This is a genomic window from Akkermansia massiliensis, assembly GCF_023516715.1.
Lineage (GTDB): Bacteria > Verrucomicrobiota > Verrucomicrobiia > Verrucomicrobiales > Akkermansiaceae > Akkermansia > Akkermansia massiliensis.
Genome location: NZ_JAMGSI010000001.1, coordinates 206,118 through 221,471 on the forward strand (window position 1 = coordinate 206,118; position 15,354 = coordinate 221,471).

At 49.4% G+C, this 15,354-nt stretch carries 18 protein-coding genes; 14 read left to right on the forward strand and 4 right to left on the reverse strand.

Features of this window, described 5'->3' with window-relative positions; translation table 11 throughout:
• The 13 genes from M8N44_RS00905 to M8N44_RS00965 all read left to right on the forward strand — a co-directional run bounded on the left by M8N44_RS00905 (position 1) and on the right by M8N44_RS00965 (position 11,447).
• A complete protein-coding gene (locus M8N44_RS00905) occupies positions 1–435 on the forward strand; it encodes a hypothetical protein (protein ID WP_215709476.1) in 435 nt (144 codons plus the stop codon).
• Positions 432–917 (forward strand): hypothetical protein, encoded by a 486-nt coding sequence (locus tag M8N44_RS00910; protein ID WP_215709477.1) that lies wholly within the window; start codon positions 432–434, stop codon positions 915–917. The genes M8N44_RS00905 and M8N44_RS00910 overlap by 4 nt, the downstream gene beginning before the upstream one ends.
• Positions 907–1,113 carry a hypothetical protein gene (locus tag M8N44_RS00915; protein ID WP_022395965.1) on the forward strand — a complete coding sequence of 69 codons (207 nt, stop codon included), beginning with the start codon at positions 907–909 and terminating at the stop codon, positions 1,111–1,113. Before M8N44_RS00910 ends, M8N44_RS00915 begins: the two co-directional genes overlap by 11 nt.
• Positions 1,114–1,118: 5 nt before the next feature.
• Positions 1,119–1,700 (forward strand): hypothetical protein, encoded by a 582-nt coding sequence (locus M8N44_RS00920; protein WP_022395964.1) that lies wholly within the window; start codon positions 1,119–1,121, stop codon positions 1,698–1,700.
• Positions 1,701–1,771: 71 nt separating this feature from the next.
• The gene (locus tag M8N44_RS00925) at positions 1,772–2,182 is read left to right on the forward strand and encodes a hypothetical protein (protein ID WP_022395963.1); all 411 of its coding nucleotides are present in this window, start codon (positions 1,772–1,774) and stop codon (positions 2,180–2,182) included.
• Positions 2,179–4,395, forward strand: coding sequence for a hypothetical protein (locus M8N44_RS00930; protein WP_215709478.1), 2,217 nt, complete (start codon positions 2,179–2,181; stop codon positions 4,393–4,395). Before M8N44_RS00925 ends, M8N44_RS00930 begins: the two co-directional genes overlap by 4 nt.
• Entirely contained in the window at positions 4,392–5,126 is a 735-nt protein-coding gene (locus M8N44_RS00935) for a hypothetical protein (protein ID WP_215709479.1), read from the forward strand. Before M8N44_RS00930 ends, M8N44_RS00935 begins: the two co-directional genes overlap by 4 nt.
• Positions 5,123–5,728: a cytidylyltransferase domain-containing protein gene (locus tag M8N44_RS00940; protein WP_215709480.1), complete on the forward strand. Its 606-nt coding sequence runs from the start codon at positions 5,123–5,125 to the stop codon at positions 5,726–5,728. Before M8N44_RS00935 ends, M8N44_RS00940 begins: the two co-directional genes overlap by 4 nt.
• A 64-nt stretch (positions 5,729–5,792) precedes the next feature.
• Positions 5,793–6,215 carry an SGNH/GDSL hydrolase family protein gene (locus M8N44_RS00945; protein WP_249852985.1) on the forward strand — a complete coding sequence of 141 codons (423 nt, stop codon included), beginning with the start codon at positions 5,793–5,795 and terminating at the stop codon, positions 6,213–6,215.
• Between the two features lie 25 nt (positions 6,216–6,240).
• The gene (locus M8N44_RS00950) at positions 6,241–8,748 is read left to right on the forward strand and encodes a hypothetical protein (protein WP_215709557.1); all 2,508 of its coding nucleotides are present in this window, start codon (positions 6,241–6,243) and stop codon (positions 8,746–8,748) included.
• A gap of 43 nt (positions 8,749–8,791) precedes the next feature.
• Entirely contained in the window at positions 8,792–9,205 is a 414-nt protein-coding gene (locus M8N44_RS00955) for a hypothetical protein (protein ID WP_215709556.1), read from the forward strand.
• Positions 9,206–9,591: 386 nt separating this feature from the next.
• On the forward strand, positions 9,592–10,785 hold the full coding sequence (locus tag M8N44_RS00960) for a ligand-binding sensor domain-containing protein (protein ID WP_215709555.1): 1,194 nt from the start codon (positions 9,592–9,594) through the stop codon (positions 10,783–10,785).
• The gene (locus M8N44_RS00965) at positions 10,782–11,447 is read left to right on the forward strand and encodes a hypothetical protein (RefSeq protein ID WP_146021180.1); all 666 of its coding nucleotides are present in this window, start codon (positions 10,782–10,784) and stop codon (positions 11,445–11,447) included. Before M8N44_RS00960 ends, M8N44_RS00965 begins: the two co-directional genes overlap by 4 nt.
• Positions 11,448–11,558: 111 nt before the next feature.
• On the opposite strand, the gene M8N44_RS00970 is transcribed toward M8N44_RS00965, so the two are convergent.
• The 3 genes from M8N44_RS00970 to M8N44_RS00980 form a co-directional block, all read right to left on the reverse strand.
• Positions 11,559–12,104, reverse strand: coding sequence for a hypothetical protein (locus tag M8N44_RS00970; protein ID WP_146021179.1), 546 nt, complete (start codon positions 12,102–12,104; stop codon positions 11,559–11,561).
• A gap of 20 nt (positions 12,105–12,124) precedes the next feature.
• On the reverse strand, positions 12,125–12,598 hold the full coding sequence (locus M8N44_RS00975) for a hypothetical protein (protein WP_146021178.1): 474 nt from the start codon (positions 12,596–12,598) through the stop codon (positions 12,125–12,127).
• A gap of 265 nt (positions 12,599–12,863) precedes the next feature.
• Entirely contained in the window at positions 12,864–13,220 is a 357-nt protein-coding gene (locus M8N44_RS00980) for a hypothetical protein (protein ID WP_102728926.1), read from the reverse strand.
• 174 nt (positions 13,221–13,394) lie between these two features.
• On the opposite strand from M8N44_RS00980, the gene M8N44_RS00985 reads away from it, so the two are divergent.
• Positions 13,395–14,138, forward strand: coding sequence for an outer membrane beta-barrel protein (locus tag M8N44_RS00985; RefSeq protein WP_102728925.1), 744 nt, complete (start codon positions 13,395–13,397; stop codon positions 14,136–14,138).
• A 105-nt stretch (positions 14,139–14,243) separates the two neighbouring features.
• Here the strand turns inward: M8N44_RS00985 and M8N44_RS00990 are convergent, their stop codons facing one another.
• Positions 14,244–15,161, reverse strand: coding sequence for an IS1595 family transposase (locus tag M8N44_RS00990; protein WP_102728924.1), 918 nt, complete (start codon positions 15,159–15,161; stop codon positions 14,244–14,246).
• Positions 15,162–15,354: the final 193 nt, after the last annotated feature.

Consider the following 15,354-nt stretch of genomic DNA (forward strand, 5'->3'; position numbering starts at 1 on the left):
ATGGCGCTGGTCCAAATCACGGAAAACACCCTGCGGGCCTTCCTTGCGGACGCCGAAATCACGGCGTTTGATTCGGCAGGTGCAGAGGGTGATTCCCCGGAACGGGCCGGCGCCCTGATCAGAACGACGTGCAACCTTGTTGCCGGCATCGTCAACGCCTCCGGAAAATACCCTGTCCTGGAAACAGGGCAGGGGAAGGTTCCGGAGGAACTGGAACACCCGACGCTTGTCTGGATACGTCACTCCATGCTGGCCGATCTGCCTGACATGGGAGACCTGGAAGGGTCCCCCCGTGCCAAGCAGTACAGCACGGCCAGCGAGATTTTCCGGGCCGTCCGGCAGGGTAAATTCTACCTTGCCCCCTATGACTCGGAAAGCAGCGGCGTTGAGGTGTTCGGTTCCGGGGAACCCTATCAAAACTGGTGCGAACTATGAGCGCTCTACCTGCAAGCCCGCGCATCGCCATCGGGGAAAAAATCTATCAGAAGATCGTTTCCCTGTGCGCCCATTACAACGGGGGGGAAGACCCCGGTATCGTCATGCGCGGCTGGGATGCAAGCCTGAAAGCCCTGATTGATCAGAAGCTTTCCAAGCTGGGAATTTGCGTGCTGGTGTGCGCCCCGAAGCGCAAGCCCCTTCAGGAGCACGGCGGCACAAACGCCGCCATCCTGACAACCAAAATCGTCATTGAAAGCAACCCCGTCCTGAAAAAGTCCGATGCGACCGCCGTGCTCGGCTGGGATGCGGACGATCTGGCCGATTTGCTCGCCATCGGGCTTGAAGGGCACCGGGAATTCAACTGGCTACCCAGCATGAAGCTCAAGGTGACAAGCACGGAGTCAAGTCGGGTACAGATGACCAACAAGGCCGTTACGATCACCGTTGAACAAACAGCAATATTGAAACATGGCAACTAAAACCACCACCCCCGCGGCCCAGGAGGCCGCCCCTACTCCGGCGCCCCGCATCGTCAAATGCCGGGTTGTCGTCAACAAGCTGGAACTCCCTCACGGCATTGCCGCGCGGGGAAGAATCGTCCACATCCCTGAAGACGTGTTTGAACAGCACAAGAAAGACGGGAACGTGACCCTTATTGACTACGTAAGAAACTAAATATCATGTCAGAACTATACAACAAGGAAATGCTTGTCGGTACGTTTCTCGACCTGTGCCCGTTTGGAACGACGGTCACGAGCGGAGAAAGCACCGATACCGTTGACGAGCATTTCAAGCCGGCGAAGGATTCCGACGCCTGGATGGTCGCCAACGAAGTGATCGACTACAAAATCACGCCGACCACCGAAGACGACGCCCGCACGGTGTTTTCCCGCGATACGACCTCGTATGTGACGCGGAAGAACACCAAGGTGACGGGCAACACCATCGAAATCAACTCGACGGAAATCAACCCGGTCTGCTGGCAGGTCATCTATCAGTGCGACAAGCTGGAAGCCGGGAAGGAAGTGCAGCCTTTTTCCCGCAACATCTACGGGCAAAAGGTATGGGCGCGCCTCACCAAGTACCAGGAAGACAAGAAGGAAATCATGGTCCTGGAAGTGGCGGCGCTGCTCAAGGTGGAACTCCCCACGGAAAACAACAAGCTGCTCACGCCGAAACTGACGCTTGAGGTTATTCCTTCCTCCCTGAATTCCCTGACGCCCACCGAAGAAATCGCTTTCCCGGCTCCTGCCGGGGCATGACACGCGGGCCGCCCCTCTGGTTCTTTGCATGGGGAGGGGCGGCCCGTATTTCCCTTTACCGTTTTTGAGACATGGAAACGACTGTTTCTCCTTTTTCCGTTACTTTTGACGGGCGCCCCGTCGTCCGCGCCGGGGAATGCCTGCTCGATGCCCTGCCGGAACACGCTTTCCCGGTCCAGTTCGGCACCTCGGCAACTCCCATCATCAACAGTCCGTTTCCCCGCCTGGATGCCTTCGGCAACATTTCCATGTCCTTCTCCATCTCCACCGTCCGGGAATGTGATTCCCACATGGACGCGTGGAGGAGCTTTTATGAATGGCTCCGCGACTGGAAGACGGCGGGGAAGGGAACCCTGACTTGGGCCGACTGCATCGGTTCCCATGAGCAGCGGTTCGAGGCCATCGTCGCCGACGCGGAACCCAAAGTGACAGGGCTGTATTTCATCGTCTCCTACAACTTCACTCTTGGCAAACCCCTATGAAAACCCTTGACGTTTCCAGCAGCGAATTCCTGGACATCGCCGAAAGCCCCGCCTACAGCCGGCTTTCCTTCGGGGGCGCCTCCGTCTCCTTCCGCGTCCCCGTAGACCGCTTTTCTTCCTGTCCCTATGAAGAGGGAGAAATTGTCAAAGTCGTGTGGCGTGGGAAAACCCTGCTCATTGGTCCGGTCATCAACCCGGAGCACTCCCTGGACGGTACTTCCGAAAGCTGGGACATCAAGATTCATGATTTCTGGTGGAATCTCGCCAACATCCAATATTTCAGCGATGGGCGCTCCCGCGGAATCTTTGCCTCGTACAAATACGGCACGGACGGGAGCCAGGTCAAACAGGCCACGGCCAAAATCAAGGACGCCCTGGCCGGCATCCTGGACCACGCCATCAAAACGGCCCTGGTTCCGATCAAGTACGACCTCCGGATTGACCAGGAGGCGGAACTGATACCCTTTGCCTACTCTTCCGAGACTTACGCTTCCCTCCTGATTCAAATTCAAAAATGGCGCCCCAACATGGCCGCATGGTTTGAGTATGGGGCTGGCGACGCTGTCACGCTGGTCATTGCCGATCATGCCAACCTGCCGGACGTGGTGCTTGACCTGTCCGCCGTGGACGTGAGCACCCTTTCCCTCAAGGCGCGGCCCGACCTGGTGCCCCCTGCCGTAGGGCTGACCTGCAACGCCTCCATTGGCACCAATGTGCAACGAGCCGTGGCCGTCTACCCTCCGGGGGCGTCCCTGTCCCAGCCTTATGTGGTCACTGCGGAGGTGGATGTGCCGGGCGGGCTCAATGTGTCGGATGCCTCCGGCCAGCACGAGCCCGTGGAAACTGGGACGCTGGGCTATGACGCTCCCCGGATGACCGTCAGGGGTGACAAATTCCCCGCGGCAAAAGCTCAATGGCTGGCCCGCGTCAAACGCTGGGTGCCGGCCCTGGCGGACTGCGCCAACCTGGAAGTTGCCAACCTCCCGACAGTGGTACCTATCACGCCCGCGGACGCAGAGCACCGGGGCTATGACCGCAACGCCATTTCCCATGAACTTATAGGCGGCCAAATCAACGGCAAGAGCTCAAAAATCAAGTGGGGCAAGGTCAAGGTTGATGTCCGGCTGCGCGCCACGGATCCGCCCGCCACGGCTAAGCAGTATTTTCCGGAATTTGCCGGGCGCACGGACGGCGGCGACCGCTGGATAGGGCTGATCCCGTTTGAGGTGACGACGACCAACGTCGCCCATGCCCGGTACCTGATGGACGACAAGGGAACGGTGGAATACCTGGATAACGGGGACGGTCCGGTTGACCCCGGCAACCCGGGAGACGATGGAGACTACAATTCCGCAGCCCTGTACGTCAAATTTACGGAGAGTATCTACAAGGCGACCCGCATCATGCCCTATGACGGCTCCGCGACTGTGCACGACGACTTTGACCAGGTTTGCGGGGGGCGCCTCTCCATCACGGGAGGGCTGCGCGAGTGGGAAACCATGCGTTCCGTCATCCAGGAAATTACCCTCGACCTCAAGACGGGAGCGTCTGATGTTACGGTGGGTGCCGCGGAACAGCTTTCCTTGCAAGACTCCATCGACAAGAGCAAGCAGCTCGCCGATGCCCTCCGCAACACCTCCCAGGCGTCCGCTTCCACGTCTTCCGGCGACGGTTCCGCGGGCGGCGTGGGACCGGGCGGCGGCGGGACCATCCCCAGCCCGGACATGGACGACAAAAAGCCGGAGCTCCCCAGCGTGGGGCCGTCCGTCAAGATCGGACAAGCCCAGGAGTCCCCGGCCATGGGGACAAGCGCCGTTGAAGTCGGCTTCCAGTGCCGGCTTGCCTACGATGATGCCGGGAAGGTGGATGAAGCCTACATCCGGCAGGGGAAAGCCATGTATGCCGGCAACTACATCGGGGGCATACTGCCGGAGGGCGCCGGTTCCGGCGGCTGGGTAAAAAGCCCCACCACCTCCGGGGAAGTCTGGCTGAAGGTGCAGTTGGATAAAGACGCCAAATACATGGGTTCCTATCTTTCTGCAGTCGGCGGGGTTACCGATCCTGTGAAGCTGGGGGAAGAGGACCGCCAGACTCCTTATGAATATTTTTTCCACCTTGCCACCATCGACGGCGACAAGGTTGTGCAGCATCAGACGGGAACGGTGTATTTACAGTACGATCCCGGAACCTTCGGCCCAAGCGGTAAATCATGATCAGGATTTACATTTTCACGTATGCTGGAGACGCCCAGGAGGCCGTTGCCTGCGTCCGGTGCGCCAGAACGGCGCTTCCCGGTGCCCTTGTAACCGTGGCGGACGATTCAGCCTTTCCGGTGCCGGAAGAAGTCAGGAGGGCTTTTCTGGCTTATGGAGCGCGCTACAAAAGGACGGATTTTCCCAGGAATGGCAATCTCAACGGGCCGGAATGCGTCAGGGGCATTATTTCCACGCTGGCCGGGGACGCCGCGGATGACGACATCATCGTCAAAATTGATTCCGACACGGCGCTTTTGTCCGGCGAGTGGGTCAGGAACATGCACGGAGTCGGCCTTGACTGGTACGCATGCGGATGTGGGGCACGCCGGTTCTTCGGCCTTTGCTACGCCATGAGTGGAAAAACAGCCAGACTGGCCGGCGAGGCCCTGGAGCATGCAACCCTGCCGGAAAACGCCCCGGAAGATCTTACCATTGGACGGACGGTCATTGACCTGTGCGGTATGGAACGGGGGCATTTTGCCGCTCCCTGGACACCCATGAACCGCGCCGGGCGCTGGTCCTGGTGGAACTGGGACAGCAGCACGACGGACCCGGAGGACTACGCCCGCTCCTATGACGTGGTGAACGTCGGGAACCCCCGTCCTCCCCACATCCCCAAAAGCGCCCGCTGGGAGGTCATGCACGCCATGTGCGACGCGGTCATGAATGAAAGGAGGGGCAAGGAATGATTGCCATTATCCCTGCCAAGGGACACAGCGACGCCGTACCCCGCAAGAACATGGCGGACCTGGGCGGGATGCCCCTGTTCTGGCACTCCGTCCGCTACGCGCGGGCGGAAGGCGTGGAGCCCGTTGTCAGCACTGACGATACGGAGATCAGGGATTACGCCTTGGAGCGTGGTTGCCGAGTGGTGGATGAAGTTGTGAACGACAGCAGCATGGTTAACTGCGTCCGGCAGGTGATGGGCCAGGTAGATGCCGACCGCTACGCCCTCCTTCAGCCCACCTCTCCCCTCCGGGAACCGGGATTGCTGAACAGAATGGAACGTATGAGCGCTGCCTGCGCCTTTACGGCCCAACGCATCAAGGTGATTGGCAGGCTGGGAACGCGTCTTGTTGTTCAGGGGCGGCGGCAGGACGCCTGCGACATCCTTCTTCAGTTCGATGGCTCCATTCTCACTGGTACACGATTCATGGCGGAACAGGGCATCCTTTTTGCCCCGGATGCCGTAGCTGTGGAGCAGCGCCCTCCATTCACCGTTCAGATAGATCATTCAAGCGATCTTAACATAGCAAGAGCATTATATGAATATAGCAATAGTTGGAAATAAGCACATCGCTCACGACTGTTCCGCACGCATTGACGTGGCGGATATGGTTGTACGCATCTCTAAAATGGACCACCTGGATTCCGGGCTGGTGGGGACGAGAACGGATGCACTCTACTTGGAACCAAATTGCGTATGGTGGGGATATCCTCCCGAACGTCGCAGGCTGGATATGCTCAATACGATCCCGTCGATTTACATCAGGAATTCATGGTGGCGGCGCACTGGGGAAAAACTTATCTCGCAGGGTATTCTGCGTTGGGATCAGGTGCATGTCATCCCTCCGGAAGTGGAGAACGGACTGAAGGACTGCACGACGTTTGCAATGGCTGTCTACGATGTTCACAGGCGGTTACCGGAAGCGGTTATTTTAGGCGCGGGCGTCGACTTCGGACAGGAACGGGACCGCGTTTTCCCTTACCACGCCCATAGTGGGGAAAGTTCCTATATGGACAGCCTTGTCAAGCGAGGAGTGCTTTTCCCTATTTAATTTCAACAACTAATAAATAAACAACATGTCAGACAAAGAACTAAACATCAACATCAGGACGACCGCCGACACTTCCGGAGCCGACCAGACTGCGGAGGCCATCAACAAGACCCGGGAAGCGGCCCAGGGAGCCGGCGAAAGCGCGGACGCCATCAACCAAGTAACCGATGCCCTGAACAATGCCAAAACGGCAGCCGAGGAAACCGGCGCCGCCATGAATGAGGGCATAGGGCCGGAACAGGAAAGAGCTTTGGAAAACGCCAGGAGCAAACTTGACGAATACGCCGACGCCCTGACCGCTGCCGGTTCCCGGATGAAAGCCGCCTTTGACGACAACCCCGGACTGACCGGCTTTATCGACGAAGTAACCAACGGTGTTCTGACCTCCGAAGAATTCAGGAAGAAGCTGGAACAGGTGGATGACGTCTTTGAAGTCCTCAACGACAGGGCCTCCAACCTGGACCTTGGGGCGAAGTGGGGGGATGGCCTTGACGAAAACCTTCAGAAGATCATCGACGATTACAACAAGGAAATGGACGCCGCCGACAAGGCAGCGGACAAAGCGGAAGATGCGGAGGCCCGGAAGCAGAAAGCCGCCGCGGCTACGGTGGAACGGCTGGAAGCCGGGAACCGCCGCGCCTCTGCCACCTATGAGGAATTGCAGGCCGAACTTGAAGCCTACATTGCCAAGCTGGAAGAGGCCCGGAAGGCGGGGGACAACGTAGCCCAGGCGGATGCCCTGAAGAATATTCAGGATTTGGGAAGGCGCATCAAGACGGCAGGAGAAGCCGGAGAACTCACCACGACGCAGGTGAAGGGGATGGCCGGACAAATCACCATTGCGGCAACGCGCATCCTCGGCATGTCCAGTTCCCTGCGGGGGGCCATTCCATTCATTCATTTGTTCGGCACCACCATCAAGACGGCCATGGGGCCGCTTGGCTGGGCCATGCTGCTGATCCAGGGGCTTACCGCGGGCATTAGTGCCCTGATTGACCATTTCAAGGCCAAAAGCGATGAACTTGACAAGGCAGCCGAGAAGGCAAAGAGGAAGCATGATGAAATCAACCAGTATTTGAGGGATGCCGAAAAGGGCCGCCTTGCTCTTGTTCAGAAAACGAAACAGGAGGATGCGGCCAACGTCGTCAACCGGGAGTATGAACAGTACGTCAAAAACATTACGTACGAATATCAGCAGCAGACAAGGGAAATTGAGTATCAGCTTACCCTTCGCAAGATGGAGATTGCCGAAAAGCAGGGGGCGGACACCTGGAAAAACAAGATGGAACGTTTGGATGTAGAGGAACAATACCAGGATGGCAAAATCAGCAAGCACGAAAGAAAGTACAAGCTTTTACTTCTGGATCAGGAACTTGAAAGGATAACGGAGCGAGCCAAGATTCAAACCGCTCATGAGGAAGACCTTGCCTTAGCTGACAAACAAGGGGATGCCGAAGGGAAAAGAAATACAGCTTTAGGCGAAGCCTCACGGCTACAGGATGTGAAAATGAGTCTTCCTACTGTTGATGAAATGGCAGGGATTTTCAAGAAACAGAATGAAGTTCAAATGGAGGTACAATCATGGGATAAAAGAATAGAAGAGGTTGGAAAGAAGGTTTCTTTAGTAAAAGAGGCCATAGAGGGTATTCCCGATTTTTTACCAACGCCCGAAAAAATGGTAAAAGAAATGGAAAAACTTGAGAGAGAAAAGGAGAAATATTTAGAATCCAGGAAACGAGCACAAAATTCCCTCAATAATTCAGTGAACCATATTTCTAATATTCAAGAAAGACTGGAAGAAGAAGGCATATCGTTTCAACCTTCTTACGGTGTAGGCAAGGACGGGAAGCCTGTTACTAACGAACAAAGAACCGAAGAATATAAAACCTCCTTAAAAAAGGTTGAAGCCAGACAAAAAACAGCACTAGAGGAGGCAGGAAAACACCAAGAAGAATTAAATGATATTTTGAAAGAGCGTGTTATTATTCAAAAAGGAATGTTGCGTCTTGAAACAGAAGAAGCGAGAAATGAGCAAGTACGAAAGAAAGAAGATAGGGTAGGGGAAAAGGAATGGAAAAACGAAAAGAAGAAGGAAGAGGAAAAGGGACAGAAGAAGCTTGACCAGAAAAATGAACAGGAACTAAAGAAGCTTCAGCGGGAACAGCAGCAGGAAGCCAACAAGGCCATTAAAACCTTTGTGGAAGGCTTCACCATCAACGCTGGGAAGAGTGCCTCCCCCCGGCAAACCGCCATAGTTCACAAAGCTATTGACGGTATCAGAAAAGACATAGAACGCGCAGCGGCTGATGGGCATATTGACCCGGAAGAAATGCAGGATTTAGGCAAGCTTTTTGTGGGAAAACTGACGGAACTTGGAGTTGCATCAAGACAAGCTATCCAGGGTTTGAAACAGGAGTTCGACAGCAATATGGGGGCTGTTAATGCAGAAATCAAAGCCATTAAAAAGTGGGCCAACACCACGGAGAGACAGAAGCGGCCCGGTTGTGTTGTGAATGCTCCTTTCCGCAGATAACTTTTCCATTTAGTTTTTTTCTTGTTCATGATATGGTTACTTTATGGATGCTTCTATTGCTTTTATTGGTGTCATTTTGATTACCTCATTTGCGGTTTATTTAGCATGGAAAAAATCGAAGACTAGTTTAGGTAATGAAAAATATTCGTCGAATGGAATGGCAAGAAATGAAGAAAAGGAGGACCAAACCGAAATGAATAATTTCGCTGGATCAGAAAAAAGCCATGGAGAAAACCACTCTGCGGACGGTATATCTGGGGCATTCCGAGGTGTTGGCATCGTTTGCTTTGTACTGGCCGTAGTCGTTCCTCTTGTGCTTTTGGCTGGTGGGAGCGGTCAGACCATCTTTGCTGCTGCAATTTTCCTTGTCCTTGCCCTTTCCGGGTTAGGCTGGCTGGGTGTCGGGGTCATTATCCGTCTCTTAGAACGGATTGCCGAGAACACGGGGAGAAAGTAAGAAGAATGGAGCACGGGCGGTTGTCCGTAGGTTATCCGTACAACCCTTGAAAAATGGTTAAAAACGGGCAAGTACGGACAACCTATGCCGCTCATTTCTGTACAAAAATGTTAGTAAATACTAGGAAAGTTAAGAAACGTATAATGTTATAAAGTGATTTGGGAGCAGGATGTCGCAGGTTCGAATCCTGTCTTCCCGACCATTTTTTACTCCCAGTAATGGGAAAAACCAGGGAGAGTCTTGAATATTCCAAAATAAGGAGGGAAATAATTTTTGACTTTTTAATTTGATTTCAACATAATGACAAATGCCAGAAGAACTACTGTTGTTGATAAGTCTATTTTAGTTTTTTGTTGTAGAAATTAGTAGAATTTCATCCGATGAATATGAGATTCACGGCATTTCTGAAGCTATTGGGATTAATGGTCTCAACTTTGCTTGCATTATGTTCCTTCTCTCTTGGGGTGGAAAATTTCTCCAACCTTCCTCCTTGTCCCGGAAGCAGGATAACGGATGCTTTAGTGGATTCTTCAGGTATTTTATGGGCTTCAACCCAGGGTGAGGGATTATTCTACTTGGAGCTGGATAAAAATGTCTGGAAAAAGGCAGGAACAGCGGCAGATTTTCCAGATACTGAAAATTTCTATGCCCTGGCTGAAGATGCCCAGGGAAGAATATGGGTGGGAACAGACCGTTGGGGAGTGTGTATTTGGAATGGCAAACAATGGAAAACATACACCCGTAAGACGACATTGCCGGGTGGCCGTGTTTTTGACATTAGCGTCTCTTCTGCAACAGGGGATGTTGCCGTAGCAACCTCGGGAGGCATTGCTATTTATTCCCCTTTGACGGATTCATGGAAGGATGTCACGCGGGCCGATGGCTTGCCTGAAGATCAAGTTTCAGCACTAGCCTTTGATAGGTCGGGAGATTTGTGGGTAGGCTTCTTAACGGCAGGAATGGCCCGGATGACTCTTAAGGATGAATACAAGACCTGTGAGTTTTTTCAGTCAAAATGGCATTCGGATGATGCACGCAAGCTTTCGCAACCTCCGGTTCTTTTCGGTGCAGGGCTGCCGTCAAATTTGTGCAATACCATGGCTGCCAATGGTAATTCCGTATTTGTGGGCACAACGTCAGGACTGGGAATAAAACGCGGTGACAAAGAGATTTTTATCCGGGGAATGGATGCCGTGGAAAAACTGAAAGCGAAGGGAATTATGAAATCTTCCCAAGGTAAATTGAGGCCTCTTCCCGAAGATTATGTGACGAGCCTTTATCCCGTAAAGGAAGGAGTGTGGATAGGCTTCCGCAATCAAGTTCCCATCTTGCTTAATCCGGCAAATATGCAATATGAAAGTTCTGTGAACACTAAATTGGCAGAGAAAAAAAAGGGAGGCACAGTCAGTTGTTTTGTTGATCTTCCTGATGGGACTGTTTTAGCTGGAGTTTTTGGAGAAGGGTTTCGGGTCGTTGGAAAACAACAGCCAGTAAAAAGAAAAGACGTCGTCTTGGAGATGAAATCAAACATCCAAAAATTTTTTCCATTCCAGATGATCAGGCATGGCATAATTCTTTGAACCAGTTTCAATCTCTGCCGCTTGGCGAAAGGCCTTATGGTATTTGTTTTGCCTGTGATGATTGGGAAACACAGGGCGACTGGTGCAACAGATATGGACGCCATTTTTCCTTAAGACGTTCGGCAAAAAAGTCATGGGGAAATATCATGCATCGTTTTGATCAACGAAAGGATTTCCGAGGCTATTTGTATGACGCCAGAGTAACTCTCGGGCCGAGGAAGAAAATCAAAGATGCCTGGATATCGGGGAAATTCTATGAAGAAAATGCAGCGTCCCGAATTTGTCTGTACAACATCAACGATGCGACCCGTCCCTGTTCCGAATGGAGTGATCAGGGTTATATGCACGGTACCTTTTTTGATGGTCCAGACTTATGGGTTCTTGTACGCGTTCCTGCTGGTAAAAATGAAATTTCCCTCTACTTCAACCAACCCTTATCCAATGACATTTCACGCTATGATCGGGATTACCTGATCGAAGCTCGTTTTGTCGAATCTCGTTTGCCTCAGGAGGTTCTGATTCAAAGGAATGGGAAAAAATCGGAAAATATTGTAAACCTTGAACTAACCCGTATCATGTCGCTTCCTGTTATGGTCCGTACGAGATGCCGGGATTTCGGGAATAATGGAGTATATAAAAATTTTCGGAATTATCCCTTTTAGTCTTGTTCTCCCCCTCCTATTGCATAGGGTAACAAAAAAAGCTCCTTTCAAAGAAGGAGCTTTTGTTAGATGTTCAAATATGATTTGAATCTATTTTAGACAATAAAAAATTTACTCAGAAGATGAAATAGGGTCACATTGATGCTGTTCTGCTTCATTTTTAACTTGAGCTTTAACTGTTTCATTGCTCATAATATTATCCACATGCACATGACACAATGTTGAAAGACATTCAACAAATAGAAAAATTACAGCTATAAAATAAGCAATAACATAATAAGCCAAGACTGTAGCTGGGGCCAAAAGAAGATAGAGATTTTTTTCACCCAACTCGGAAGAATATCCTTTATACATGAAATAAATTCCTATGACACATGTAGGAAAAGATAAATAAGGATATAGTCTGACTGTAAAAAAATGACCAATCTTATCAACTTTCTCATTAGCCTGCTCATAACGTTTTTCGAAGTAATCTACATGCAAATTTTTTTTATCATTAGATGACATTAAAACACAGAGCTTAGCAAGCCCGTGTTTCATAATGTGGAATATTCGAAATATTATATTTTTAAAAATTTGTTGAGGCTTGTCCCATATGTTAGTAGCGATTAAAACACCACACATTACAGCACAAAAATTAGAATATTCGTCTGGCATAATAGGAGTAATTTAATTTCCTAAACAGAACATTTTCCAAACCCAGCATCGAAAATACATTTCAAGTTTTCGACCATTTCTGGGTCATTAGCGCAAACTTTAGCATGCCTATTTTCAGCATCCGTTTCATAACGAAATCTTTTATTGTCAGAGATGCAAAAATCGTTGTTTGAGCATTTACAAAGAAGGTGAACCTCTGCTCCACCTTTCAAGTTCAGGATATCATAACAATCTCTTGCCTCTGGTACAGAGGACCGAACCGCAATACGAATTTTTACTCCTCTATTCATGGCATCAACAATTAAATCTTTTGTTTCTTTAGTGCCATAAATATCAGAAGCAAGTTTAGAACATTGAATGTAAACGTAATTTACTGAAGCACGAATAATTTCTTGAATAATAATACAAGCATGCTCGCGACTGATATTGTCTATCCACTCTGGCGAATCTTCTTCTATTTTTTTAACAAAGTCGTTTTTGTAAAAAATTGACATAATAATTGTAAAACTTAAAAATATCGGGAAAATTATGTCGAACTCTTAAGTCTGGTCAAGCTTTTCCTGTTTTTTTATAATGTTCAGAATGTTTGCTCTCTAAAAAATTACACTTTTTAGCAATTTCATTTGATGGCATTTTGTTTCTGTTATTCCTGTTGGAATTGACTCTTATTGAATGCTATCCGTTCATCTGATGCCATAGGTATTTCCTTATGTCTCAAATAGCTTTCTAACAAATAATAAAAATCGTTTTTAGGGTCTCTTATTGTAGGGATTTACTCCCTCCTAATCTCTCTTCCACCGCCCTCAAAATCCATTCCTCCACAGACAACCCTTCCTTGACGGCCCGCTTGACCACTTCATTCAGAGTAGAATTTTTCATTCGAACGGCGATTTGAGATTCGAGTTCCGAAGGATAGTCCTTACTCATCAAATGACGCAATGAGCCTTGCACGTTTTTAGGGATTCTTTGACGGGCAAACCAGTTATGAACCACGGTGGTTTGGACTCCAAGAGCCTTGGCTATTTCGGCACGGCTAATGGAATGTTCGCTGAGCCATTGGCCTAATTTTTTAGTGTCCACATAGTCCGGTTCAGGCTTGGAATTGCTCGTAAACATGCGGTTTGATTATCTGATAGAACCCAGTTCATAGAAAGAAAGAGCTTGTGTTGTTCGCATTTGTTATGTTAATAACTCGCATATGATGATTATTGCGATTCGCAATTGAGACCCTCAAGAGGGAATCTTTGTTGGCAAGCGTGACTTCATTATGACTTCAACCCATAAACGACCATGAAGAAAAACTTATTTATAACGTGTGCATTAGGTCTATTATCCTGTGCTTTTTCAGTCCAAGCGTCTGACCCTTGGAACTATTATAGAGCAGGCAGTTCTTACAGTTCCCCATCCTATACTCAGAAATACGATTCTACCTTTGGAATGAGTATCAAGGGTGTTTATGGGATTGCGGGAGATAGTGACATGCCCAATCTTGGCGGCGGTCTGCTCAGCCTAAATTCCTATACTGAAACAGGAGATATCGTTCACGAATTGTCTTTGACGGCGGGATTGATGTCTTCCGATGCTAAACATTTCAATGCCTTTGATATTGGCCGCGAATTGGGATATTCCGATGCTCAGATTCAACAATTTCTTAATGATAAAAATATTACGAATGTTGACCTGAAAATCAAATACCAAACATCTATTCCATTACTGGCGGGATATACATTGAACCTTCCATTAGTACAGGAGAAAGCGTATTTCTACTTAGGAGGCAAGATTGGCATCACCTTTAATACATGGAGAGCAACAGCAACGCTTGATAGAAAAGTTTGGCATAATTCCTCTTATCGAATTGAGCGTAAGAGAATTAGTGCTTCAGAATACAATGCTGATTTTACCTTTTCTCTTACGGCTGGCTTCCGTTTTGCCATTGGTAACAAAACAGATTTGATTCTGGGCTATGAACTCCTCAAGTTCCATGAAGTCGAACCCTACCACCTTATCCAAGCTGGCATTAGCTGGACCTTCTAATCCCCTTCGGCGGTGAATTAACTGGCCTCCTTCCTTTCGGGGAAGGGGGCGATTCTTTGATTTGCATGACTTAGGCCGTCACCTTGTTTGCAGGGTGGCGGCTTTTCATTTCCAGCACAACCCCATCAAAACCTCAAAGGCCTCATTTTCGTTCCTATAACATTGCCTGAAACAGAATTCATCCACATATTTCTGTAGGTGTTTAAGGGAGACATGATGAAATATTCCATGAATCCCTCTTTTCAATAAAGCCCAGAAGCTTTCAATCCCATTGGTATGAACCCCATTGCCCGCGCTGAACATAACGTTATGGTCAATCATGATGCGGGTAAGGTTCTTATTGTTAGGATATTTTAGAATATTGTAGCCCTTGAACTGGTCAGTCATGACTTTGGTATTAGGTTTGCAAACCTTGCTAAGGACATTGAATAATTGTTTGCCCGTCAATTGTTTTCCTTCTTCATTCCTATTGGCAACGACGGCATGAACTTTCCCAGTTCCCCTTTCTCTGACTCCAATAACAGGAACTTTAGCCGTCCCTCTTCCTCTAGGATTTTTCGGCAAATCGTCATCATCCCCATGTTCATTTTTCTTCCGGGGTTTTCCTCCAACATAGGTTTCGTCAATCTCAACAATCGCCTCAAAAGTTTCTCCTACCTCTCTTTTTGCCATTGCCCCTCTAATCTTATGCATCATCCTCCAAGCAGTTTTATAAGAAACACCTAATTCCCTTTTCAATTGCATAGCAGAAATCCCTTTTTTAGACAAACAAACCATATTGATAGCATACAGCCAATGCCTTAAAGGCATTCTTGTTTCTTCAAAAATGGTTCCCTTGAAAATAGAGAATTCCATCTTACAGTTGTTGCAATAGGCATTGCGGCAATTATAGTGAGCGTGATAAACCTTCTCTGTTTTCCCGCAAAACGGGCAAACTATTTTCCCATCAAACCGTTTTTCAATCAGGTATTTTGCCACGCTCTCATCATCAGGAAATTTTTCAATGAATTCGCGGTACGTCATGTTCTACTCCTTTCTTTTTCTAGGAGTAGTGTAATGGATTATGGGGGATTTACAAGATTAAAGTATATAGTTCCGAAAATTTTTATACGGACCGGGCCGGATTCTATTTTTTAAGAATTTCCAGAAATGGCTCTAAAGAGGCGACTCTTGGTGGTGTTTTTCTGAATGCATGTCTGGAAAGCGGCTATCAGAA